The organism is Desulfosporosinus acididurans (genome assembly GCF_001029285.1).
Classification (GTDB): Bacteria; Bacillota; Desulfitobacteriia; order Desulfitobacteriales; family Desulfitobacteriaceae; genus Desulfosporosinus; species Desulfosporosinus acididurans.
On record NZ_LDZY01000010.1, the window covers coordinates 166,614 to 190,953 of the forward strand.

The following is a 24,340-nucleotide window of genomic DNA, read 5'->3' on the forward strand; positions in this document are numbered from 1 at the left end:
TGTTTTTGTATTCTTAGAGGGGAGATTAAGAATAATGGGAAGACAACGACCTGTGATAGGGATTACTGCTGCACATTATTCTGAAGAATTAAAGACGTTTCCGCGGGCCTTTTATGTGGACAGTATTCGAAACGCTGGGGGAACTCCGATTATTCTGCCGCCGGTTCGGAATAGCGAAGAAAGCCGAGAGGTTTTAGATCTTATAGATGGTTTATTATTAACTGGTGGAGGAGACATTTCTCCTACCTATTTAAAAGAAGATCCTCAGCGCGGAATTGAAGCTTGCTTTCCTGAAAGGGATTTTAGCGAGCTGTTGTTGGCGAAGGGGGCTATGCAGCTGGATTTACCTCTTTTAGGAATTTGTCGAGGAATTCAGGTTTTAGCAGTTGCAGCTGGTGGGAAAATCTATCAGGATATTCCAAGTCAGTATCCGGAAGCGATCGAACATAAGCAAACTGCGCCCCGTCAATACACATGGCATAGTATTGAAGTAAAGCAAACGTCTTTGCTTTTTACGCTGTTGAAGGAGACGGGCATCGATGTCAATAGTCTCCATCACCAAGCTGTCCATGAGATTCCCTCAGGCTTTCAGATAAATGCCCAGGCAGTAGATGGTATCATTGAGGGAATTGAAAAAACGGCCGCAAAGTTTTGCTTGGGAGTTCAGTGGCATCCTGAAAGCATGCTCGAAACTGAGAAACATAGTCGTGCTTTATTCAGCGGATTTATTGAAGCATGTATTGAGAAATAGACATTTGTAGATAGAGATAAGGTTATGCGGTATTTTTCGAAAATGAGAGAGGGAAGCAATGCTTCCCTCTCTCATTTTCGAAAAATACCTGGCAAACAAGCGATTGGCTTGCCGTCCATAGCAGGCATTCTTCCCATTTTCGGATGCGTTTTAAAACGCAAACTCAATGTCAGCTCTTGCACAGTTTAAAGCAGATTAGTTATATTGTCAAATTAATTTTTATTCATAAGAAATTCACAAGTTTTTCACGAGAATGTCGTATTAAACGCTTAAACTTAAGTCATAGAAACCGCTGAATATCCCTAAGTCTTAAAAGGAAAAAGTCTACTAATTTGAGGAGGGCTGAAAATAAGTTTAAACAAAGTAAGGCTTAGTTGTTAAAGAAGGAAAATTGGGCAAGATAAAATCGAGACTAAAATGCATAGGTTTCAGTTTAAGCATGGCTAGGGCTAAAAGATAAAGGGGGAATTAATGATGTTTGGCTTAATAATTTTATTGATTATTGCTTATTTTATCTATAAAGAATCACATTCCGGAGAGTGGTTTGGGGGGCATCCTGCTCATACCCGTAATCCTCTGGATATCTTGGATGAACGCTACGCACGTGGTGAGATTAGTCGAGAGGAGTATTTTGAACGTAAAGCGGGGCTAAGCGGGCGCAAACAAACTGTTTCTCTTGAAAAGACCAATCAGGAGTAAGATGAATTTCGTAGTTCGTATTAGTAAATTAGTAAATTAGTAATTAGTTTCATTACTTGATGTATTCAAATTTAAAGGAGGAATTTATATGATGAGTGGTTGGGGACGCATGATGGGTGGCTGGGGTAATGGTTATGGTTACGGAGGTTACGGCGGCTACGGAATGGGGATGATGGGCTTTTTTATGCCTTTGATATTTGGAATCGCCATTATTTTACTCGCTGTCTATTTCTTCCGCCGCAGTAAGTCAAGAGTTCAGTCTCAGGGATTTAGCACCCATAATAGCGCCCTGGATATACTGCGTGAACGTTATGCACGAGGAGAGATTGATTCCGCTGAATTCCAAAGCAAAAAACAAGATTTGGAAAGCCGCTAGTATTTGGTTTGTCAAAAAAGAAGCATCACATTACAAATCGGCCTGCTGATGGATAATCATTGGCAGACCGATTTTGTTATTCTGTCAAGCAACGGTTCGCTTTCGCTTTCGCTTTCGCTAAGGCTCAGAGAAGCAGGGCTTTCAAGTGAGTGCGTGATTGGAAAATTTTTGATCCAGCCAATTAAGTAATTCTTGAGGGCTGTTTACGGTTAAACCATTATTGGTTTTTGCTTTTCTGACCAGAACTATATCCAAACCAAGCTCTAAAGCTGCCGAAATCTTTGTGTCTGTCCCTCCGGCGAGACCACTGTCGCGTGTTAGAACAATATCTGCGCCATAAAACTTAAAAAGGGCTTTATTAATTTCTTTGGAAAATGGGCCTTGCATAGCCACAATATCCCGGGGATGTAAACCGGCTTCCCGACATTTTTGCACTAAATGCCCTTCGGGTAAAATTCTTGCCACGAGACGCACTGATTGGGCAAAAGAACTACTGGTAATTGATTGAAGCTGATGGCTTCCTGTTGTAATAAAGACGGTAATTGTCCGGTCTTTTAGCTTGCGCAAGGTGTTAATACGTTGCTCAAGCAGGACTAGAGCTTCTTCCCAATGGTAGACAGGGAAAATTAAAGGGCTGGAGGGAACTTTAGTTTCCGGCCGCTCTAAGCGGATAAAAGGAATGTTCAGTTCCTCGCACCGACGTCGTAAAGCAGTAAATTTACTGCTCACAGAAGGGTGACTTGCATCAATAACTAATGCTGGATGAGATGGCAGGGGAGTTTCTTCAGACCAGTATTGTCTCTGAATAACATCAATTTTTCTAGCGGTTAGCTGTGTATTTAATTCACGTGCTGCTGCAGATTCCCCCAAAAGAATGATCATGTTTGTTAACCTCCGTTAGTGATCAATAGCAATAGCGCGAAGGGGAATTAATTCAGGCAATTTTCTAAATCCATAACTTTCCATATGATATAGGAAACTGCCCAAGTAATAACAAAAAGACCGACAAGTATGTAACCGATAGAACCAAAGTTGAGACTTTGGATCCAGACCCAAAAACTGCTATGATAACCCAGCTTGGTTGAGAGTATCTGAGCAAGTTCAATAATACCAATGACGAGGGCGGCAATAACCGATAAACCTGTAACCGAAAGATTATAATAAATTTTGCGCAGAGGGGTAGAAAAAGCCCAATGATATGCTGTCGTCATAAAAACCCCGTCTGCTGTATCCATCAAACTCATGCCTGCAGCAAATATAACAGGCAGAGAAAGAATTGCTGTCATGGGCATGCCTTTAGTACCGAGTGTAGCAGAAATGGCCAGTAAAGCAACTTCCGAAGCTGTATCAAAACTAAGCCCGAAGAGAAAGCCTAAAGGATAAACATGCCAGCTTTTATTTATAAATCGATAGAGTGGTTTAAAAAAACGGCTTACGAATCCTCGATTCAATAAAAGTTCGTCAAGGTTTTCTTCGTCAAATTCACCTTGACGCATTCTCTTGAAAAAGCCAAAGATATCAAACCAAATGTAAAGATTAAACAGTCCTATAAGCAAAAGAAATCCTCCGGCAACTGCGGTTCCTATTATACTGGCGAAATTTTGTATTTGGGGGATGTTTTGTTGTGCCCAATGCATAGAAACAGCAGTAATGATGGACATGATACAGACAACGGTTGAATGACCAATCGAGAAGAAAAAGCCGACCCCCATAGGGTCTTGTTCTTGTTGAATCATTTTGCGAACTGTATTGTCTATGGCCGCAATATGGTCCGCATCAAAGGCATGACGCAGGCCTAAGGTATAGGCGAGAAAAGCAAATCCCAGTAACTGAGGAAATTGTTTTAAATTTAATAGCAGCATGATTATACCTAGCAAGTGTATACCAGTCACAGAAACTCCATAAGGAAGCCAGCGGTGACGATCCCAAATATCTTTGGCAGCGTTATTCATAGTCTCTCTCTCCTAATAAGTAATTCACTGCATTGTTCAACCGCGTCAGACAAAACGAAAAGCCCGTCTCCTAAGAGAAGGGCTTAAAGATAATACAAATATATACCCCCTAACATTCCCGTAGGTAGTTTGGCTTAAGAATAAGCAGGTCTCCTGGCTCAAGATCATTATCAACTCACGTCTTCCCAGGTTTGTCCCAGTGACATTGTGTGAATTGATTCCCTTTTACAGTGGCGGGCACCGCGTCAGCCTTTAACTGACTTTCCTTTTCAATCCTTTTCCCTCAGGAAGGGATCACTTATTCCTAACTATTTAGTTAATTCTAATAATAACATGAATGAAGTGATTTTGTACAGCAAGTTCATTAAATGTAAACCTTGTGTTATAGTTATAAAATCGGGGGTGAAAGTGTTTAAATGATTAATCCGTTTTTCATTCTAATAGGAGTTGTTTTCTTTCTTGTCTATGGAGGAATTAATTATTATATCGGCCTGCGTGGCTGGCAAGCTTTATTTAGCTATGTCCCCTTTATTCCTCTAAAAGTTTATTGGCTTGTTTTTGGGCTGATTTCATTGTCCTATTTAATTGCCCGCTTTTTGCAAAAATATCTGCCGCAGGGGCTTTACGAAGGGTTAAATCTCATTGGGGCCTATTGGATGGCCTTTATGTTTTACTTTTTATTAATCATTGCTGCCATCGATCTCATGCGTTTAGTAAACTATAGTTTTCATCTTATTCCTCTGAAGGAGGGTCTAAATCCGGCTTTCGGATTGGCGATCTTCGTTCTTGTGCTGGGAATTGTAGGCTACGGGGCCTGGAATGCGCGAAACCCGCGCATAAATCATTATGATATTACCATAGCCAAACAGGCGGGCTCGCTGAAACAATTGCATGTTGTGATGGTATCGGATATCCATCTCGGTACGATCATTCATAATAGTTATCTTACTAAGATGGTTGGGATGATCAATCAATTGCAGCCTGACCTTGTACTGTTTGCGGGCGACGTATTTGACGAGAATGTTGAAGCGGTTAATAAGCAGGAAATGACGGAAGCCTTTGAAAAATTGAAAGCTCAGTACGGGGCCTTTGCCGTGTTGGGCAATCATGAGTATATTGGAGGAAATGCTGAAGAAGCCGTCAAATATTTGGAGGCAGCAGGTGTAAGAGTTTTGAAGGACAGCAGTCAGGAAATCGATGGAAGTTTCTATTTAGTTGGCAGAGATGATCGATCCGGAGCTCGTTATAATGGGGTTCAGAGAAAATCTCTGCAGACCTTGCTTCAGGGAGTTAATCATTCTCTGCCTATTATCGTTATGGATCATCAACCATTACAATTGGAGGAACCTGTTCAGCAAGGGGTTGACCTACAGCTGTCAGGTCATACTCATGCAGGACAGTTGTTTCCGATTCGCTTAATTACTCGCCGAATCTTTGAAGACGATTGGGGCTACCTTAAAAAAGGAAACTTTCAACTCATCGTTTCCTCAGGATATGGAACTTGGGGCCCGCCGATTAGGTTGGGAAATACGCCTGAAATTGTAGATATCACTATTAAGTTTAAGTAGTCCAGTTGTTAACTGAATGAAGTTTCTTGGCAGATGACCGGATTTCTCTGAAAAGGGGGCAGATGATGGCTAGGGAAGGCAGAAGCTTAGTGGAAGATGTCGCGGAAGACATCCTGGCAATGATTACTATCGACAAAAAATTTTCAGCAGGGGATAAGCTTCCCAATGAGAATGAGCTTGCAGGAAAATTACAAGTGAGTCGTACGACACTGCGAGAAGCTATTCGCATCTTAATTGCTCATAATGTTTTGGAAATCCAGCGTGGTAAAGGAACTTATGTCAAAGACAACCTGGATTTGAACAAGGCATATGGCTTAAAAGAGCTTTCTGCATTTAAACCAGATATCCAAGATCTCTACGAAATGCGGCTTATTTTTGAACCCCAATCAGCCTATTATGCCGCAAAACGTGCGACTGATAAAGAACTTGAGCGAATTTTGTATTATGGCAAGTTAGAGGAAGAACTGATCATTAAAAAAGAAGATCGAACTGAAGTTGAACAGGCCTTTCATCAAGCCATTGCTAAAGCGACCCATAATGAGTTTATGAATCAACTGATGCCTGTTCTTTACCAAGCTATCAACAAAGGAGTTCCTTTGTCGGATACCAATGAAGAAATGGTTCGCAATACGCTAAATGACCATCGCATGATTATGGAATTTTTGGCAGCTCGAGATGCTGAGGGAGCTAAAACTGCTATGAAGCTGCATATTATTCATGCTATGAGAGGTTTTGGATTTGTGGAAGATTAAACATAGTTTCGAACTTGTTTTCTGAGATTTATCCAATCGTAAGACTCCCACTTCTGCAAGTGGGAGTTGTTCTCATACCTTGTTTTAATGATAGAGAAAAAGAATTTTTGAGAAGTATTATTTCGCCAATAGACATTAGACATCATGCAAGATATAATGATGTTACACAACCTAAAAGAGAGAGGTGTTCAAAATGAATAGTGATGCAGTAACAAAGACTGTGCCTCATCGTGCCTTGTTTCATGCCCTAGGTTTAACCAATGAGGAAATGGAAAGGCCGTTAATTGGCATTGTCAGTTCGAAGAATGATATCGTTCCAGGGCATATGAATCTGGATAAGATTGTAGATGCGGTCAAGCTGGGTGTCGCTATGGCCGGAGGTACTCCTCTTGTTTTCCCGGCAATTGCTGTCTGCGACGGACTCGCCATGGGACATCAAGGAATGAAGTACTCCCTTGTCACTCGAGAATTAATCGCTGATTCTACGGAAGCGATGACTCTGGCTCATGCTTTTGATGCCTTGGTCATGGTCCCAAACTGTGATAAGAATGTTCCCGGATTGTTAATGGCTGCAGCGCGGTTGAATATACCAACCATCTTTGTCAGCGGCGGGCCAATGCTGGCAGGAATTGTTGATGGGCAGAAAACAAGTTTTTCCAGCGTTTCGGAAGCCGTCAGTGAATTTCAAGCTGGGAAAATTTCTAAGGAAAAATTACTGGAATATGAAAATAAAGCTTGTCCGACTTGTGGTTCCTGTTCTGGCATGTATACCGCTAACAGCATGAACTGTTTAACAGAAGTATTAGGGATGGGACTTCGAGGCAATGGGACGATCCCGGCGGTTTATTCTGAGAGGATTCAGCTTGCTAAATATGCCGGGATGCAGATTATGGAGCTCCTGAAAAAGAATATTCGGCCGAGAGACATTATGACCGAAGATGCTTTTAGAAACGCCTTGACTCTTGATATGGCTCTGGGCTGCAGTACGAATAGTATGCTGCATCTTCCGGCCATTGCTCATGAATGTGGCGTTAAATTAAACGTAGATATCGCTAATGAAATTAGTGATCGAACTCCGAATCTCTGCCATCTTGCACCTGCCGGTCATACCTACATCGAAGAACTTCATGAGGCAGGCGGTATTTATGCGGTAATGAATGAAGTTAACAAACTCGGTTTGCTCAAAACAGATTTGCTCACCTGTACTGGTAAGACTGTTGGCGAGAATATTGATGGCTGCATTAACAAGAATACAGAGGTCATTAGGTCTGCTGAAAATCCCTATAGCAAAACGGGAGGGATTGCTGTCTTAAAAGGTAATCTGGCTCCGGATTCTTGTGTTGTCAAACGTTCCGCAGTGGCTCCTGATATGTTGAAACATGAAGGGCCGGCTAAAGTCTTTGATTGCGAAGAGGACGCAATGCTCGCTATTACAACGGGTAAGATTGTTGCCGGTGATGTGGTTGTCATTCGTTACGAAGGACCGAAGGGCGGTCCGGGAATGCGGGAAATGTTAAATCCCACCTCTGCTATTATGGGAAGCGGACTCGGCGAAAGTGTTGCTCTGATTACTGATGGACGTTTCAGTGGTGCAACGCGAGGGGCAGCCATCGGTCACGTTTCTCCTGAAGCAGCAGTTGGAGGAAATATCGCTTTAATCGAGGACGGAGACATTATCCAAATTGACATTATGGCCAATAAAATCAACGTTAACCTCAGCGAGGATGAACTGGCAATGCGCAGAGCTAAATGGGTGCCGAGACAGCCAAAAATTACGACTGGATTCCTGGCCCGCTATGCCGGAATGGTTACGTCCGGCAACAGAGGTGCAGTTTTAGAACTTCCTAAGCAATAAGCACAAGTGAACTCGTTCAGCTAAAGCTGAACATCGGATTAGCGGCGAAGGAGGACTATTCCTCACCTAAAGTTAACGAAGAACCCACCCCCACTGAGAAGTGGGGGTCTTAAAAACTAGATAAAAAGCAACCAACAGATCGCTTTAAGCGACTTGTTGGTTGCTTTTTAATATCCTTTTACCGAGTTGATCAGAAAACTTTTTTGTTAATCAGTAAAATCAGCAAAAAACTGGGATAATACGCGTTCTTTTATGGCTCTGAGTTCCGGGTTTTCCAGAGAGCGGGGATATGGAAAAGGCAAAGAAATGACGTCTCCGATTCTGCCTGGATTTGAAGGCAGAATAATGATTTTCTGGCCGAGAGTTAACGCCTCATTGACATCATGGGTAACATGGATACAGGTCTTATGGGTCCTTTGCCACAAGTGAAGGAAGTCTGTCAATAGTTTACTACGGGTCAGGGCATCAAGGGCTGAGAAGGGTTCATCTAAGAGCAAGATGGCAGGATCTACAGCCAGGGCGCGGGCAATAGCGGCTCTTTGAGCCATGCCGCCTGATAATTGGCTGGGCCAAGCCCTGGCAAAACCTGTAAGTCCAACCATTTCCATGAGGTCTGCAACGGTTTTATAGTTTAATTCTCTAGACATACGCCCTTTTATGCCGAAGGCAATATTCTCCTCTAAGGTCAGCCAAGGAAATAGGCGGGGTTCTTGGAACACCATTCCTCGTTCTCTTCCCGTATCCTTAAGAGCCTGGCCATTAAGAATGATCTCTCCTGAAGTTTGTTTTTCCAGTCCGGCAATAATTCTGAGAAGGGTTGTTTTTCCACAGCCGCTTTTGCCAATAATGCAAATCAATTCACCGGAGGCTACTTCAAAGCTAAGGTCCCTTAAGGCCCAAATCTGCTCGGAACCTATTGTATAATTCTTGCTGATTTCTTTGAGTTCTAAAAAGGCTGCCATTTAGGTACCTCGCGTCTCTCTTGTGTATCCCGCCAGGGTAAGAGCGTTTTTTCCAGCCGTAGAAATAGAAAATCCAAAAATAAGCCGGTGAGTCCAATCATCAAGACTCCCGCAAGCATTAGATCGGGTTGAGCCAATTCTCGTCCTTCCTGAATGAGGTAACCAATTCCCTTGGAGGCTCCAAGAAGTTCAGCAGCAACGAGTGAACGCCAACAAAAGCTCAGCCCAAGTCTCATTCCTACAAAGACAGAAGGAGCTGCAGAGGGAAGATAGACTCTGACAATAATTTGCCAGGGTGAGAGACCGAAGGTTGAAGCTACTTCTTTCAGTTTCGAGTCTGTGTTGGATATACCGTGCATAGTGTTCAGAAATATGGGAAAAAAACCAGAATAGGTGATAATGGAGATTTTAGATGTTTCATCAATTCCCAGCCAAAGAATGAACATGGGTATCCAGGCGATAGCTGGAATCTGCTGCAAGAAGTTTAAGAAGGGAGATAAGTAATCTTGGGCTCTTGGTACCAGACCTAACAAGAAGCCTAAGGGAAGGGCAAGAAAAAACGCCAGACCAAAACCGCAGCCAACGCGGTAGAGGCTAGCGCTTAAATGTTTTAACAAAGTCCCATGATGGGCAAGGGCAAAAAGCTGGTCTATAATTCCCGAGGGTGGGGGAAGAAGGTAATTGTTGAGCCAGCCCATCTGACTGAATAATTGCCAAACAAGAACAAGGACAAAGGGGAGCAGTAAGGCCATCATTGTTTTTTTTAAGACGTTAGTCATAGCAAATCGGTCTCCTCTGGATGAAGGAATGAAGATTCATTACTTGGCAGGCAGGAAGTTTGGATCTACTAAATCGTTGACAAGTTTATTGAGATCAACATTCGGCTGAAGCATACCCTGGCTTTGCAAAAACGTTGCGGATTTTAACAAGTCACCTTTTACCTGATCAAGACTCATAGAAAAGGAAAATTCGGGGTATAGAGCCTTAACAGCAGGAAGGGGCATTTTATTTTCGCTGGCGGTAAGAGTTAAGGCCTCGTTAAGATGGGATTGGGTCCAATTAAGCGAGGATTGATGGACGGCTAAATAGCGTTTAACGATGTCTGGATAGGCTGCTGCAAAATCACTGCGTACGGCAATAACGGATAAGCCGGGGATTAGTCCTTCAGCAGATATTAATTTCTTTGCCTTGCCGGCGGCTACAGCCTTGGAGAGCAGGGGTTCCGGAAGTATGGTGGCATCGACCTGACCTGAGGCTAAGGCAGCGGCTCCCGCAGTGGAATCCATGTCGACAATTTCCAAATCTTGAGCTGTTAAATTTGCCTGTGCTAGGGCTCTAATTAACATCTCATGCAGCATGGTGCCTTTTTGCAGTGCAATTTTTTTCCCTTTGAGGTCTTGAATGGTTTTAATGTTTTCCTGAGGATTGACGACAAGACTAATTCCTTTGGGAAAGCGGGAATAGGCAGAAATTATTTTAAGGTCATTCCCGTGAGCTTTTGCTAAAATTACTGAGACATAGTTAAGGCTATTGGCAAAATCAAGAGACTTGGAGGCCAGGGCTTCGAGTTGATTGCTCGGGTCTGAAAGATCATGCCACTGAAACTTAATGCCGTCTTTAGAAAACTCTTGTTCAAAAAGCTGTTTATTTTTGGCGACAATAGATGGAACATTAATAGGCCGACTGACATAAGAGGCATTGATTACTTGGGGCTTTTTCGCGGGGGTATTGCTTGTCGTTTGTTTCGCAGCAGAACAGCCGCTGAGAATTGTTGTGCTTACAAGAAAGAGAAAGCTTAAGAGAATTATAACTATAGATTTAGACCGAACCGTAGTAATCACCATCCTGACTTCGTTTGTTTTTGTGTCTTGTTCTTAAAGGCACTAATTCAATAATAGCATTTATTCGTCGATAATCCAGATAAAATTTGGATAAACATCTATATTTAGGGGTATTTTACGTTTACCGTTCCATGGCTTCAGAGACACTTTGCCAAGGGTTATGTGTAATGACATGGCTAGCGGTTCAAATCAGGGATGTGGTTTGACTTTTGAAGCTTTGAGATTGACAAAACCAAAACTTATGATATTATAAAAAAATAAGTGAGTAATCACTCATTTAGATATACGAAACAATATATCGGAAACGAGTGTAACTTTTAAATTTAACTAACTTTTGATTTTAATAGAAGGGAGTAGTAAGCAGATATGAGCGAAAATCAAAGAGTTCGCACCAAAAAAACTGTAGAAGAAAGGCGACAAGATATTTTAGAAGCGGCCCTTAAGGTGTTTTCAGAAAATGGCTATAAAGGGGCTACCACTGCCGAAATTGCCCGCCAAGCAGGGGTAGCTGAAGGAACTATTTTTCGACATTTTGCCACGAAGAAGGAATTGCTGACGGCGGTTTTAGAACCGAAAATTGTGGAAAGTTTAATCGTTTTAGATCAAGAGAAGCGGGAGAGTAGTCCGGAAGAATTTTTTCGCTGTTTTCTTAAGAATCGCTTAGAGCTGATGCAAGAAAATGCCGATCTGTTTCGTTTGATGTTTGCCGAAGCCCAGTATCATTCCGAAGTTCGGGAAGCAATGTTTCATGGAATTCTTGGTCCGGGGATAGGTCTAATTAAGCCTTGGTTTGACAAAGGAATTGCCCAAGGGGTGTTTAAGCCGCTGCCCTTTATACCAACGATGCGTAGTTTTATGGGGATGGCTATGTTTTATGGGGTCTTTGGCTTTTTGTTTCCTAATTTGTCTCCTGAAAAAACTGTCGACGAGGCAGCCGACCATATTGCGGAGCTTTTTCTGCATGGGTTAGTGCGGGCAGACAGCTAATTATTTATTCATTTACTAAAATGTTTCAGTAAGAGAAGCGTTAACTAGAGTCAGGAGGAGAAGCTATGAAGAAAAAGTTGCTGGCTTTCATCGTTGGATTAGGCGTAATAGCCGCTTCAATCTGGGGGAATTCCTATCTTAACCGTCCTCAGGATCAAGATACGTTTTCAGGAACTATTGAAGGGACGGAAATACCGGTCCAGCCGGAGCTGGGAGGCAAGATTGTTGAGCTGAAGGTACAAGAGGGGCAAATGGTTAAAAAGGGAGACGTCATTGCCAAGCTTGATGACAGTCAGGCTAAGATTTCCTTAGAGACCGCTGAGAGTCAACAAACTCAGGCTCAGGCGAAACTCAATGACCTGCTGGGAGGGACCAGGGCAGAAGAACTGCGCCGATTGGAATCTGTACTGGCTCAAGCCAAGGATAATGCTGCGGCTTTGGCTCCGAGTCTTCAATTGGAAGAAAATAACCTGGCGAATGATCAAAAACTTTATCAAAACGGGGCTATAAGCAAACAGGACCTGGATACTCAACAAAACAAATACGATACTATCAAGGCTCAGTATGAAGCTGCCCAAGCCAATGTAAATGCAGCTCAAGCAAGCCTGGATCAAGCTCAGGCGGGGTATACTCAGCCGACCATTCAGGCTCAAAAAGCGGCTGTAGATATGGCAGCGCAATCCGTTGCAGCGGCGGAATTGAATCTCAGCAAATTTATGATTACGAGCCCGATCGACGGGCAGGTGCTCTATAAACAGGTTGAGCTTGGGCAAGTGGTCAATGCAGGCTCGACGTTAATTACCATACTCGATCCAAATGACCTGTGGATTAAAATCTATGTTCCTGAAGCAAAGCTTAACAAGGTAAAAGTAGGCAGCGCAGCTAGTATTTCAGTAGATTCCTACTCAAATAAAACCTTCAAAGGACAGATTCAATATATCAGTACTCAGGCTGAGTTTACGCCCAAAGATGTTCAGACCAAGGAAGAACGGACGACTACGGTCTATGCAGTCAAAATCAGCATCACCCAAGGTCAAGACCAGCTAAAAGCAGGTATGCCTGCTGATGTGACCCTGAATTAGAGGAGTGAGAGATAATGAGTCTGGCAATAGATTGTCAAGGTTTAATTAAACGATTTGGCACGTATACGGCTGTTCAGGATGTCACTTTTCAAATCCCTCAAGGAGCCATAATGGGTTTTGTGGGACCCAATGGGGCGGGTAAGACGACCACGATCCGTATGTTGTGCGGAGTTCTGGTGCCCACCGACGGGAAAGCAACGGTCTTGGGTTTTGATGTCAAGAGCCAGCCTGAGGATATTAAGCAGCGTATCGGCTATATGTCCCAGAAGTTTAGTCTCTACGATGATTTAACCGTGGCAGAAAACCTTGCTTTTTATGCCGGGGTGTACAATTTGCGGGGAAAAGAGGCTGCACTTCAGAAAAAACGAGTTGTCGAACGAATTGGTCTGGGTGAACGAACTTCCCAGTTAGTTTCCTCTCTCTCCGGTGGCTGGAAGCAGCGAGTAGCTTTGGCCTGTGCGCTGCTGCATAGTCCCCAATTATTAGTTTTGGATGAACCGACCGCCGGTGTAGATCCTGTTTCACGCCGAATTTTTTGGGATATTATCCATCAGCTGGCCGAAGAAGGTATGACAATTTTAGTCAGCACCCATTATATGGATGAAGCAGCCTCCTGTGATTATTTGGGTTTTGTATTTTATGGACGATTAATTGCCTTTGGTTCTCCTGAGGAGATGAAACAACGAGAGGGAAAAGAGACCTTGGATGACCTCTTTATTTATTATGTAGAACGTGAGGCTTCGGAGGATCCTCGTAATACAAAGGCCGGAAGTGGAGGGGCAGGCTGATGCTGCGATTTTCGTGGACCCGCTTCTTAGCGGTTTTAAAAAAAGAATTTATTCATATCCGGCGGGATCGAGCCAGTTTAATTATGGCTATCGCTATGCCCCTCGGAATGCTGCTCTTGTTTGGCTATGCTGTTAATACTGATGTAGAGCACCTTCCGACAGTGGTTTGGGACCAATCCCAAACTCAGGAAAGCAGGGATTTCGTGTCTTCTGTGCGCAATACTCAATATATGGATCCCGATTATTATGTTTCCGGATATAAGCAGATTGAAAATTATTTAGACAGCGGTAAAGCACGGGCCGCCGTGATTATTCCTCCGGATTTTGGTAAACAGTTGCAAGAGCAGCAGGCATCGGTTCAGGTTCTGGTCGATGGTTCCGATCCTACGATCGCTCGGGCAGTTACCTCGGCAGTACAAATGTTAGGCTTCGATAAATCTCTGAAATTACAAAGTCAACGTTTGGCGTCCATGGGGATTTCCGGAGGAACGACGTTACCCCTTGATATTGAAACGAGAGTCTGGTATAACCCTGATATGAAGTCGAGGAATTTTAATATCCCAGCTTTGATTGGTCTGATCCTGCAAAATGTGATTGCAATGTTAACTTCCTTCTCTATTGTCCGTGAGAAAGAACGTGGTACTATGGAGCAATTAATTGTAACGCCAATACGTTCGCTGGAACTTCTTTTGGGCAAACTCTTGCCTTTCGTCTTGATCGGATTCGTTTCCCTTTCCTTAATTTTGGTAACCGGTATTTTTTGGTTCGGAGTTATGCCTATGGGAAGTATTCCTTTATTGGTCCTATTGTCGACAATATTTTTATTCACCATTTTAGCGATTGGACTCCTTATCTCCAGTATTGCCAAGACACAGCTTCAGGCTATGCAAATGACCTTTATCTTAATCTTGCCGTCTATTCTTCTGTCAGGGTTCGTTTTTCCAAGGGAGACAATGCCTAAATTGCTGCAATTAATGGGCGGATTACTTCCTTTAACGTATTTTTTAGAGATTGTCAGAGGAATCTTTCTCAAAGGAGTGGGACTCCAGTTTCTTTGGCAAGATACTTTGGCCTTATGTTTATTCGCTGTGATTTTGCTGGCAGTGGCTTCGAAAAAGTTTAAAAAGAATTTAGACTAAGAAGCAATGGTTCCTTTTCTTGCTAATTATTAAGCAGTGCATTACTACTGCTTTATGCAGACATTAGAAGCCTGATTTGGTATTTTAACCGAGGATATGCTAGGATTATGAGGGAGTTGCCTCATCGAGCTTGAGCAGCTTAAAAGGTGGGCAAAGATGCCTAATAATTATTGGAGGACGATTTCGCATGAAAAAGGTTCAAAAACTAAGCATGTTGTTATGTTTACTCACAGTAATTTTTGTAATCCTTGGATGTGGGATACAGACAAACAACTCTGCATCACAAGGGTCGACAAAAAACAACCAAACTGCCCCTAATTCAACGTCTTCTACCGCACCTGTGCCAACAACAAATAATAAGAACAATCCTGTCGTGACCATAACAATGGCTGACGGAGGAGTGATTAAAGCTGAACTCTATCCGGACATTGCGCCCAACACGGTGAAAAACTTTATTTCTTTGGCCAAAAAAGGTTTTTATAATGGCCTGACTTTTCATAGGGTTATTCCAGGGTTTATGATTCAAGGCGGGGATCCGAGCGGTAATGGAACCGGTGGTCCGGGGTATACTATTAAAGGGGAGTTTACCAATAATGGCTTCAAAAACGACTTGAAACATACGCGGGGAGTTCTGTCGATGGCCAGAACTCAAGATCCTAATTCAGCCGGTTCACAATTCTTTATCATGGTCACTGCGGCGCCGAGTCTAGACGGTGATTACGCTGCTTTTGGGAAGGTGACAAGCGGGATGGATGAAGTTGATAAAATCGTTAATACGCCGAGGGATCAAGCGGATAAACCGCTGCAAAATCAAGTGATGAAGAGTGTAACAGTCGATACCTTCGGTGTAAACTACGGTGATCCTGAAGTTATTAAGAAGTAAAATTCCTGACAACTATACTTTTAGCCCCCGCTGTCTGTCAGCAGGGGCTTTTTAGACAAATTAGTTACAAATTTGGACAATTAATGACAAATAAACATGATACAATATTTAGAGGCCAAATCTATCTCCACATAACGGTTTTCAGCATTTTTAGGGGATTAATTAGAAAAACCATTGTTGTATAAAATGGAATGGAGTGATAATATGCCTGCAAAACGTTTGGCAGGGCTTAGTGCTTCAGTTTTTACGGAAATGGATAATTTAAAGAAGACATTAGAGCAAGAGGGCAAATCATTAATCAATTTGAGTATTGGAAGCCCGGATCGGGCTCCGGCGGAGGAACTACGCCAGATTCTCAGCCAGGCGGTTCTTGAGGAAACTCAATATGGTTATACTTTAACCCGCGGAACTGGAGAATTTCGCCAGGCTTGTGCCCGATGGTATCAAGAACGGTTTGAGGTTTCTTTAGACCCAGACTCTGAAGTATTGCCTTTAATGGGTTCTCAGGATGGTTTGGCTCATATTTTTTTAGCCTATATTAACCCCGGCGATTTAGCGTTCATACCAGATCCCGGTTATCCTATTTATTCAGCAGGGTTGTTGCTGGCAGGCGGAGAGAAGGTTCCTCTGCCGCTGGAAGAGAAGAATAACTACCTGCCGGATCTCCAAGCAATTAATCCCGAATTGGCGCGAAGAGCTAAACTTATGTTTTTAAATTACCCTAATAATCCCACGGCTGCGGTGGCTCCCCTTTCCTTCTTCGAAGATGTTGTAGAGTTCGCCAAAACCTACGACCTTCTTATTTGCCATGATGCCGCTTATTCTGAATTAGCCTTTGAGGGCTATCGACCGGTGAGCTTTTTACAAGCGCGCGGCGCTAAAGATGTAGGCATAGAATTTCATTCCGTTTCTAAAACTTATAATCTGGCGGGAGTTCGTTTGGGCTTTGCAGTGGGAAAGGCAGAAGTTATTGGTACCCTTTCGCAACTGAAATCCAATATTGATTACGGAGTATTTGGCCCAATCTTGAGAATGGGGGCGGCCGCACTCAGTTTGCCTCAAAGTTCCATAGACGAAAATCGACGGGCTTATCAGAGACGAAGAGATCTTTTGGTAGAGGGCTGCGCTCGCGCGGGTTGGAAGATGCCGCTGCCTCAGGGTTCCATGTTTATTTGGGCTCAGGTTCCGACGAAGCAGGATTCAAGATCCTTTGCCAGGGAGTTAGCCCGGGAAGCGGGGGTCATCGTGGTTCCGGGAGTGGCCTTCGGAGATTATGGCGAAGGGTATGTGCGTATAGCCATGGTTCAAGACGAAGGCGTTCTGAAAGAGGCAGTTCGGCGTATTCAAGACTATTTGCAGGGTAGGTTGATCCAATCGTAAGACTCCCACTTCTTTCCATTATATGGATTATAATGATATAATAATATAATTAAAACCATTAACATCAATGATGATTAGCAGATTTAGGGAGGAAGTAGGATTTTGAATTTTAGTCAAGTTATTGCTAAAGAACTTGGATTAAAGCAGGCACAAGTGCAGGAAGCAGTCAACTTATTGGATAGCGGAAATACAATTCCCTTTATAGCCCGTTACCGTAAAGAGGTTACCGGGGAACTTGATGAAAATGTATTGCGCGATATTGTTGAACGATTAGATTATTTACGACGCTTGGAACAACGGAAAGCTGAGGTCCTGCGGCTTATTGATGAACAAGGGAAACTCAGCGACGAACTGTCGGCTCAAATTACAGCTGCGACAGTACTTCAGGACGTTGAAGATCTATATCGGCCCTACAAGCAGAAACGTCGGACACGGGCTACTGTGGCCAAAGAGAAGGGTTTAGAACCTTTAGCTTCATGGCTGCTTCTTCAATATCCGGGAGTTCGCGTTGACCCTCAGGGAGAGGCTGCGAAGTATCTGAATGCTGAATTAGATGTCACGACGGCCGAAGATGCTTTGAATGGTGCCATGGATATTATCGCCGAGCTTATTGCAGATGATGCTGCTTTGCGCAAACAGATACGTGAAGAGACCTGGCGAATCGCTGATGTGGTTGCTGCAGCGTCGGCTAAAAAGGGTAAGGAACGTTCTGCCTACGAAATGTACTATGAATACCGTGAACCAGTTCGTAAGATTCCTCCCCATCGGATTTTAGCCCTCAATCGGGGCGAGATTGAAGAGTTTATAACCGTCAAAATTGAAGCTCCCTTGGAAACGATCCAACGGCTTATTGATATGCGTTATGTAAAAACTGGGCCTTGCGCCGACTATGTTCGCAGGGCGGCTGCAGATTCTTATAAACGCTTAATAGAACCTTCTATTGAAAGGGAGATACGCGCGGAGCTCTCCTCCCAGGCGGAAGAGCAAGCGATAAAAGTGTTTGCCGCCAACCTTCGGCAGCTACTGCTTCAGCCTCCCGTACGCGGCAGAATAGTTTTAGGTCTTGACCCGGGATTCCGGACCGGATGTAAGTGGGCTGTTGTTGATGAGACGGGAAAACTTATGAAGGTGGGAGTAATTTACCCCCATACCGGGAAAAAGCAGCGTGAAGAATCAAAAGTTGCTTTAAAAAAGGCAATCACAGAATTTGCAGTCGATATCATTGCTATAGGCAATGGCACAGCTTCAAGGGAAACTGAAGAAGTTGTAGCGGAAATGATTCAGGAAGAGGGAATAACCGCCGAATTTATTTTAGTCAGCGAGGCAGGGGCTTCTGTCTATTCAGCTTCGAAATTGGCCGGCGAGGAATTTCCTGATTTTGATCTTTCTCTGCGGAGTGCGGTCTCCATTGCCAGACGGCTTCAAGATCCTTTAGCTGAGCTGGTTAAGATTGAACCCAAAGCCGTTGGTGTGGGTCAGTATCAGCATGATGTTCAGCCCAAACGGTTGGAGGAATCCCTCCATGGAGTTGTGGAAACCTGTGTGAATGTCGTTGGTGTTGATCTCAATACTGCTTCGGCTTCCCTGCTTCAATACGTAGCCGGGCTGAAACCGGCAGTGGCGAAAAACATTGTTGCCTGGCGTGACGAGAACGGGAAATTTAAGTCACGAGCCCAATTGAAAAAAATACCTCGTCTTGGTGCCCAAACATTTATCCAATGTGCCGGGTTTATTCGTCTGCCCGATGGGGACAATCCTCTGGAAAATACGCCGGTTCACCCGGAATCGTACCAGCTGGCGGAAAATATTTTAAAAAAGGTTGGTCATACGCCGCAGGATTTAAAGGATCAGCTTAGAGAAGTTCGTCAGAAACTCGCCGAACTAACAGCTGAGGAATTGGCCGAAGAATTTGGCGCTGGGGTACCGACAGTTCGTGATATTTTAGACGCTCTGCAAAGGCCGGGACGAGATCCCCGCGAAGATTTGCCCCGACCGCTGCTGCGGCGGGATGTCACTCACTTAGAGGACCTCAAGGAAGGCATGATCTTAGAAGGAACCGTTCGCAATGTGGTGGATTTTGGCGCTTTTGTGGATATAGGAGTTAAACACGACGGACTTGTTCATATTTCTCAGTTGAGTGATAACTATATTAAACATCCGATGGAGGTTGTAGCTGTAGGAGATATTGTCAAAGTTCGTGTCCTGGGGATTGATAAGGAGAGGGAACGGGTGAGCCTTTCCATGAAGGAACTTTTGCCTAATGCGTCCCTAGCCTAACATATTGAGCTTTATCCCACCAAAGTATCTTATGCTAAGGTGGCAGCAGGTTAACTTTTGATAGAAATGAGGGCCGTTTTCAGTGCAAAAGGTTCGAATGCAGCGTTGGCAGGGAGTAGGTGCTGTCCTAACAGCGGGAACTGGATATGCCTGTATGTCTATTCTCTTGAAAGGGGCTTACAGCCTTGGACTTGGCCCAATCCAAGTTATTGCGTTACAGTCTTGGGTAGCATCTATTCTCCTCTTTAGTTATACAGTTCTCTTTAAACGGGAGATTTTCAAAATTTCAGGACGGATGTTTGGCTGGCTGCTGCTCCAAGGTGTCGTGGGAACAATGGGAACAAGCTTGTTGTATGCTTACGCGCTTATATTCCTGCCCGTTTCCGTAGCTATACTTCTTCTTTATCTATATCCGGCCTTAGTTCTTGCGGCGAGAGTCTTTTTATGGCACAAGCGAATCGGTCATAAGGAATTGGCGGCTCTCTTCTTGACCTTAGGCGGGACAACGTTGGCCAGCGGGATATTTTCGGGTGTCAGTGGAGTAGCTTGGGCCGGTATTCTCTTAGGTTTGGCTGCGGCAATAGGTTACGCGGTTTTCAATCTTGTGGGAGAAGTTGTGCTGGCTGAAGTGTCTCCCTTGGCGGCCATGTGTTTTAGCCAGTGGGTATGTGCTGTTTCTCTGCTCATTGTCTCGAAGGGAGAAATTATGAGCATCCCTTGGCAGAATGTACACATCTGGGAAACAGGACTTTTGCTGGCTACTATTGCCTCAATTATTCCTTTTTATATGACTTTGTTGGGCATTGAACGTCTTGGCTCTGATCAAGCGGCTATTTTGAGCACTTTTGAATTGCCTATGACGTTTGTCTTAGCTGCAATTTTTTTAAAAGAATTTCCCACCATGATCCAGTGGATTGGCGGGGGATTTGTTTTAGCAGGAATTTTATTATTAAATTGGAGGAGCAAAAAGAATGAGGAAACTTCTAATAAAGAACGGTCAAATTTATACGATGGCAGGGCGTGATTTCGTGGGAGATCTTTTAATCGAGGGATCGAAAATCGCGGCTCTTGGAGAAACATTGGAAGTTCCGGGGGATGCTGAGGTGATCGATGCTTCCGGATGTCTCGTTTTACCCGGTATGATTGATGCTCATTGTCATGTAGGCATTGGTGAGGAGATCTACCGTTGGGAGGGAGAAGACTTTAATGAAATGACTGATCCGGTGACACCGGATATGCGGGCCATTGATGGTATAAATCCTGAGGATGAAGGTTTTCGCGACGCCCGCTTAGGAGGGATAACGGCTGTCTTTACCGGCCCCGGCAGTGGTAATGTCATTGGCGGAACGGGAGTTGTCATGAAGACAGCAGGAAAAATTGTCGATAAAATGGTCGTACGAGATCCTGCCGGTTTAAAAATTGCTTTTGGTGAGAACCCCAAAATGGTTTATGGTGAACAAAAGAAAATGCCGATGACCCGAATGGGAACGGCAGCACTCCTACGTCAAGCTTTAGTTGATGCTCAGGTTTATAAAGGTAAGCTTGAGGATGGAAAAAAAGATCCGGATAAACTTCCTGAGAGAGATTTGGGCCTGGAAGTGCTTGTGAAGGTCATTCAGCGGGAAATTCCCTTGCGCGCTCATGCCCATCGCGCAGATGACATTATGACGGCAATTCGTATTGCCCGGGAATTTGACGTTGATTTAGTTATTGAACATTGTACGGAAGGTCACAAAATTGCTGAAGAACTGGCTGAGTTGGGATATCCCGCGGTGGTTGGCCCGCTTTTGACAAACCGCTCGAAAGTAGAATTAAAGGACAAATCTTTCCAAACCCCGAGTATCTTGGCTAAAGCAGGCGTTAAAGTAGCTATTATGACTGATCACTCGGTTACTCCCATAGAACAGCTTCCTTTGTGTGCTGCTCTGGCTTACAAAGCAGGAATGGATAAGGAAGATGCTCTTCGTTCCATCACCATCAATGCGGCGGAAATTCTCGGTGTTGCTGATCGTATCGGTTCTTTAGAGGCTGGTAAAGACGCTGATATTGTTGTTTGGCGTGAACATCCCTTTCAATTGGGTGCACGTCCTCTTTATGTCATTATCGACGGGAAGATGGTTTGTCCGGAAGTGAGGAAAGCTGGTAATGGATTATAAAGTAACGAGTGTAACGGCCGAACAAACTCGCAACTGGGGAAAATATTTAGCGGCGTACTTGCTGCCCGGCGACGTCCTCGCCTTAATTGGGGATTTGGGCGCCGGAAAAACTGCCTTTGCTCAAGGAATCGGCGAAGGTTTAGGGGTTACGAGACCGATGGCCAGTCCGACCTTTACCTTGATTCATGAATACGAAGGGCAATGCCAAGGAACTGAGATTCACTTAGTTCATATGGATTTGTATCGTTTACAGCATCCTCACGAGGTTGAAGTCATCGGTGTTGAGGAATCGTTTTCAGGGGATTCTATTTGTTTAATTGAATGGCCGGAAATTGCAGAGGATTATTTGCCGGAAAATCGCCTGGACGTTGAGATTCTTGGGAGCGGAGAACAGCCTAGGGAAATTGTCTTTCATGGCAATGAAGGTAATTGGGAACAACGGATTACAGCCATGATTCACTCTAAGGAAGAAAAGCTTGGGGGATCCTAATGAAATATTTAACCATAGATACAACAACAAAAGTTAGTGCTATTGCCTTAGCCGAAGATGGAAAGGTCGTTGCAGAAGGTTTCTTGCATACTTCAAAGACACATTCGGAACGAATTATGCCAATGCTGGACCAGCTTTTTGCTGCTGCTGCTTGGACATTGTCTGAACTGGAGTTAATAGGGGTTGTGAGAGGACCGGGTTCATTTACCGGGATAAGGATTGGCATCGCCACAGCTCAAGGGCTGGCACAGGTCTTGAATTTGCCGTTGACAGGGATACTCTCCCTTGATGCTCTCGCCTGGGCCGGTTGGGGGAGAAACGAAGATATAGTCCCTATATTGGATGCGCGCAAGAATGAATGGTATACAGCCCGCTATCGTTGGACAGCGGAAAGTACTTTTGCAGAGTGCCTAATGACTCCACAAGCCCTTTCAATCAGCGAATGTTTAGAGCAGCTAAAGGAACTTGAGCAGCGGATTTGTTTTGTTGGAGATGCTGCCGGAAAAGCTAAACAAGAAATTGAAGCTGCTCTTGGAGACAGAGCTATTGTTTTGCCGGATTATTTAAGCTTACCAAGGGGGGCTTATGCGGCCCAAGAGGTATGGAGACGCTGGCAAGAGATTGGTGCAGGCGAAAAGGTTGAGCCCTATTATATACGTTTTTCGGAGGCCGAGGTCAATTGGGCCAAAAAAGAGCGGGCACGCAAAGGAGAGAACCATGAATAAAGGATTGGTGCGTCCTATGCGTACGGAAGATCTTGAGGCCATTATGGAAATCGAACATACTTCCTTTTCAACTCCCTGGTCGTTACAAGCCTTTGTGGCAGAACTTAAGGACAACGAATATGCTCAATATCGTTGTCTGGAGCTGGATGGCCGAGTGATCGGGTATATGGGGCTGTGGTTTATTCTTGACGAAGGACATATCACGAATATTGCTATTTCTCCTGACTATCGGGGGCAGCGCTGGGGAGAATTTTTGATGCGTTCCGTGATGAACGAGATGGTTAATTTAGGCATGGATCGGATGACCCTTGAAGTACGTGTCTCTAATTATCCAGCCCAAGATTTGTACAGGCGCATAGGTTTCAGTACAGCCGGGGTCCGCAAAGGCTATTACGCAGATACGGGAGAGGATGCCTTGATTATGTGGGCGGAATTGGGGAGGAGTGATGACAGATGACGGGGAGTCAGGAGAAGCAGATTACTATTTTAGGCATTGAAACGAGCTGTGATGAAACCTCTGCCGCTGTTTTAGTTAATGGAGTTAACTTACGCAGCCATATTATTTCTTCCCAAATTATGACTCATCAGAAATATGGAGGTGTGGTACCGGAAATAGCTTCTCGCGAGCATAGTCTTCATATCCGTCCGGTGGTGGAACAATCGTTAGCTGAGGCCAACGTTGGGTTTAAAGACCTTTCAGCAATTGCGGTAACTTATGGACCGGGACTCGTGGGTTCACTGCTGGTGGGCGTTTCCGGTGCCAAAGCTATGGCGTATGCTGCCGGAATTCCGCTGTTGGGGATAAACCACTTGGAAGGGCATATTTATGCCAATTTCCTGGAACATCAAGATCTGGAATTTCCTCTTTTGGCCCTTTTAGTTTCTGGAGGACATACGCATCTTATCGTCTTTAAAGATCATGGAAGATACGAAGTTTTGGGATATACTCGGGATGATGCGGCTGGAGAGGCTCTGGACAAAGTGGCCAGAGCTTTGGGCTTGGGTTACCCGGGAGGACCCCAGATTCAAAAAACTGCTCAAGAAGGTAATGAGCAAGCTTTTAAATTTCCGCGCGCCATGTTAGAGCCTGGAAGTTTGGATTTTAGTTTCAGCGGAATGAAGTCAGCTGTTTTGAATGCCTTGAATTCTGCCCACATGCGGGGTGAAACCTTAAATGTCCCTGATTTAGCTGCTTCTTTTCAGCAAGCAGTTGTTGACGTTCTAGTTCACAAAGCACTGCTTGCTCTTCAACAGACTGGGGTTAAAACGCTTCTCTTAGCGGGTGGAGTTGCAGCAAATCGTTTATTAAGGGAAACTCTTGAGTATGAGTTAGCTCGTCAAAACGTGCGTTTAGTTTATCCCTCACCGGTGTTTTGCACGGACAATGGGGCAATGATTGCTGCGGCAGGATACTATCATTTTCTCGCAGGAGACGCGGCACCTTGGACATTGAATGCTGTTCCAGGGTTAAATTTAAAGTCGCAATAGTTATTATTGTGGTTTAAATGAAAATGAATTCGACGAAACAAAGCGAGGACGTTAGATTTCCTCGCTTTGTTTCGTATTCTCTTGAAAGAAAAATCTCTTTGACATTAAGGCACTGTGGATAAGGTAAAACTGTGGATAATGTGGATAAGTCTGTAGATAAGTATAGACAGCGGGTTGAGAGTTTTAAGA

24 protein-coding genes and 1 riboswitch are annotated in these 24,340 nt (G+C 44.2%); of the genes, 19 read left to right on the forward strand and 5 right to left on the reverse strand.

Translation table 11 applies throughout. The annotated features are described in order from the left end of the window. Positions 1–34: 34 nt before the first annotated feature. The 3 genes from DEAC_RS15005 to DEAC_RS15015 all read left to right on the forward strand — a co-directional run bounded on the left by DEAC_RS15005 (position 35) and on the right by DEAC_RS15015 (position 1,826). On the forward strand, positions 35–751 hold the full coding sequence (locus DEAC_RS15005; RefSeq protein WP_047810880.1) for a gamma-glutamyl-gamma-aminobutyrate hydrolase family protein: 717 nt from the start codon (positions 35–37) through the stop codon (positions 749–751). 474 nt (positions 752–1,225) lie between these two features. Continuing rightward, positions 1,226–1,450, forward strand: coding sequence for an SHOCT domain-containing protein (locus DEAC_RS15010; RefSeq protein WP_242847170.1), 225 nt, complete (start codon positions 1,226–1,228; stop codon positions 1,448–1,450). 88 nt (positions 1,451–1,538) lie between these two features. Further along, on the forward strand, positions 1,539–1,826 hold the full coding sequence (locus DEAC_RS15015; RefSeq protein WP_047810882.1) for an SHOCT domain-containing protein: 288 nt from the start codon (positions 1,539–1,541) through the stop codon (positions 1,824–1,826). A gap of 141 nt (positions 1,827–1,967) precedes the next feature. Here the strand turns inward: DEAC_RS15015 and DEAC_RS15020 are convergent, their stop codons facing one another. Together DEAC_RS15020 and DEAC_RS15025 are read right to left on the reverse strand one after the other, a co-directional pair. Further along, complete coding sequence (locus DEAC_RS15020) at positions 1,968–2,708, reverse strand: precorrin-6A/cobalt-precorrin-6A reductase (protein ID WP_047810883.1); 741 nt, start codon at positions 2,706–2,708, stop codon at positions 1,968–1,970. 47 nt (positions 2,709–2,755) lie between these two features. Next, entirely contained in the window at positions 2,756–3,778 is a 1,023-nt protein-coding gene (locus DEAC_RS15025) for a HoxN/HupN/NixA family nickel/cobalt transporter (protein ID WP_047810884.1), read from the reverse strand. Between the two features lie 126 nt (positions 3,779–3,904). Further along, a riboswitch (cobalamin riboswitch) is annotated at positions 3,905–4,095 on the reverse strand. Between the two features lie 99 nt (positions 4,096–4,194). Between DEAC_RS15025 and DEAC_RS15030 the strand changes: the two genes are divergently transcribed. From DEAC_RS15030 to ilvD, 3 genes are all read left to right on the forward strand, one after another. Then, a complete protein-coding gene (locus DEAC_RS15030; protein WP_047810885.1) occupies positions 4,195–5,346 on the forward strand; it encodes a metallophosphoesterase in 1,152 nt (383 codons plus the stop codon). Between the two features lie 65 nt (positions 5,347–5,411). Continuing rightward, positions 5,412–6,098: a FadR/GntR family transcriptional regulator gene (locus tag DEAC_RS15035; RefSeq protein WP_047810886.1), complete on the forward strand. Its 687-nt coding sequence runs from the start codon at positions 5,412–5,414 to the stop codon at positions 6,096–6,098. A 193-nt stretch (positions 6,099–6,291) separates the two neighbouring features. Then, a complete protein-coding gene (gene ilvD, locus DEAC_RS15040) occupies positions 6,292–7,953 on the forward strand; it encodes a dihydroxy-acid dehydratase (RefSeq protein WP_047810887.1) in 1,662 nt (553 codons plus the stop codon). 206 nt (positions 7,954–8,159) lie between these two features. Here the strand turns inward: ilvD and DEAC_RS15045 are convergent, their stop codons facing one another. From DEAC_RS15045 to DEAC_RS15055, 3 genes are read right to left on the reverse strand one after another with little or no spacing between them, the layout of a single operon-like run. Further along, positions 8,160–8,915 (reverse strand): ABC transporter ATP-binding protein, encoded by a 756-nt coding sequence (locus DEAC_RS15045; protein WP_047810888.1) that lies wholly within the window; start codon positions 8,913–8,915, stop codon positions 8,160–8,162. After that, positions 8,900–9,694 (reverse strand): ABC transporter permease, encoded by a 795-nt coding sequence (locus DEAC_RS15050; RefSeq protein WP_047810889.1) that lies wholly within the window; start codon positions 9,692–9,694, stop codon positions 8,900–8,902. The genes DEAC_RS15045 and DEAC_RS15050 overlap by 16 nt, the downstream gene beginning before the upstream one ends. A 39-nt stretch (positions 9,695–9,733) precedes the next feature. Next, positions 9,734–10,759, reverse strand: coding sequence for an aliphatic sulfonate ABC transporter substrate-binding protein (locus tag DEAC_RS15055; RefSeq protein WP_047810890.1), 1,026 nt, complete (start codon positions 10,757–10,759; stop codon positions 9,734–9,736). Between the two features lie 363 nt (positions 10,760–11,122). Between DEAC_RS15055 and DEAC_RS15060 the strand changes: the two genes are divergently transcribed. The 13 genes from DEAC_RS15060 to tsaD all read left to right on the forward strand — a co-directional run bounded on the left by DEAC_RS15060 (position 11,123) and on the right by tsaD (position 24,151). After that, the gene (locus DEAC_RS15060) at positions 11,123–11,743 is read left to right on the forward strand and encodes a TetR/AcrR family transcriptional regulator (RefSeq protein ID WP_047810891.1); all 621 of its coding nucleotides are present in this window, start codon (positions 11,123–11,125) and stop codon (positions 11,741–11,743) included. 65 nt (positions 11,744–11,808) lie between these two features. Continuing rightward, complete coding sequence (locus tag DEAC_RS15065; RefSeq protein WP_047810892.1) at positions 11,809–12,825, forward strand: HlyD family secretion protein; 1,017 nt, start codon at positions 11,809–11,811, stop codon at positions 12,823–12,825. 14 nt (positions 12,826–12,839) lie between these two features. Next, positions 12,840–13,613, forward strand: coding sequence for an ABC transporter ATP-binding protein (locus tag DEAC_RS15070; protein ID WP_047810893.1), 774 nt, complete (start codon positions 12,840–12,842; stop codon positions 13,611–13,613). Then, a complete protein-coding gene (locus DEAC_RS15075; RefSeq protein WP_047810894.1) occupies positions 13,613–14,752 on the forward strand; it encodes an ABC transporter permease in 1,140 nt (379 codons plus the stop codon). The genes DEAC_RS15070 and DEAC_RS15075 overlap by 1 nt, the downstream gene beginning before the upstream one ends. A 187-nt stretch (positions 14,753–14,939) precedes the next feature. Further along, complete coding sequence (locus DEAC_RS15080) at positions 14,940–15,635, forward strand: peptidylprolyl isomerase (protein WP_083996187.1); 696 nt, start codon at positions 14,940–14,942, stop codon at positions 15,633–15,635. Between the two features lie 204 nt (positions 15,636–15,839). After that, positions 15,840–17,015 carry an aminotransferase class I/II-fold pyridoxal phosphate-dependent enzyme gene (locus tag DEAC_RS15085; protein WP_047810895.1) on the forward strand — a complete coding sequence of 392 codons (1,176 nt, stop codon included), beginning with the start codon at positions 15,840–15,842 and terminating at the stop codon, positions 17,013–17,015. A 102-nt stretch (positions 17,016–17,117) separates the two neighbouring features. Further along, on the forward strand, positions 17,118–19,292 hold the full coding sequence (locus DEAC_RS15090; protein ID WP_047810896.1) for a Tex family protein: 2,175 nt from the start codon (positions 17,118–17,120) through the stop codon (positions 19,290–19,292). A gap of 82 nt (positions 19,293–19,374) precedes the next feature. Further along, positions 19,375–20,316, forward strand: coding sequence for a DMT family transporter (locus DEAC_RS15095; RefSeq protein ID WP_047810897.1), 942 nt, complete (start codon positions 19,375–19,377; stop codon positions 20,314–20,316). Continuing rightward, positions 20,264–21,448, forward strand: a complete 1,185-nt coding sequence (locus tag DEAC_RS15100; protein WP_047810898.1) for an amidohydrolase — start codon at positions 20,264–20,266, stop codon at positions 21,446–21,448. Before DEAC_RS15095 ends, DEAC_RS15100 begins: the two co-directional genes overlap by 53 nt. Further along, entirely contained in the window at positions 21,438–21,938 is a 501-nt protein-coding gene (tsaE, locus tag DEAC_RS15105; RefSeq protein ID WP_047810899.1) for a tRNA (adenosine(37)-N6)-threonylcarbamoyltransferase complex ATPase subunit type 1 TsaE, read from the forward strand. Before DEAC_RS15100 ends, tsaE begins: the two co-directional genes overlap by 11 nt. Then, on the forward strand, positions 21,938–22,663 hold the full coding sequence (tsaB, locus tag DEAC_RS15110) for a tRNA (adenosine(37)-N6)-threonylcarbamoyltransferase complex dimerization subunit type 1 TsaB (protein ID WP_047810900.1): 726 nt from the start codon (positions 21,938–21,940) through the stop codon (positions 22,661–22,663). The genes tsaE and tsaB overlap by 1 nt, the downstream gene beginning before the upstream one ends. After that, positions 22,656–23,120, forward strand: coding sequence for a ribosomal protein S18-alanine N-acetyltransferase (gene rimI, locus DEAC_RS15115; protein WP_047810901.1), 465 nt, complete (start codon positions 22,656–22,658; stop codon positions 23,118–23,120). The genes tsaB and rimI overlap by 8 nt, the downstream gene beginning before the upstream one ends. Further along, the gene (gene tsaD / locus DEAC_RS15120) at positions 23,117–24,151 is read left to right on the forward strand and encodes a tRNA (adenosine(37)-N6)-threonylcarbamoyltransferase complex transferase subunit TsaD (RefSeq protein ID WP_047810902.1); all 1,035 of its coding nucleotides are present in this window, start codon (positions 23,117–23,119) and stop codon (positions 24,149–24,151) included. Before rimI ends, tsaD begins: the two co-directional genes overlap by 4 nt. Positions 24,152–24,340 lie beyond the last annotated feature (189 nt).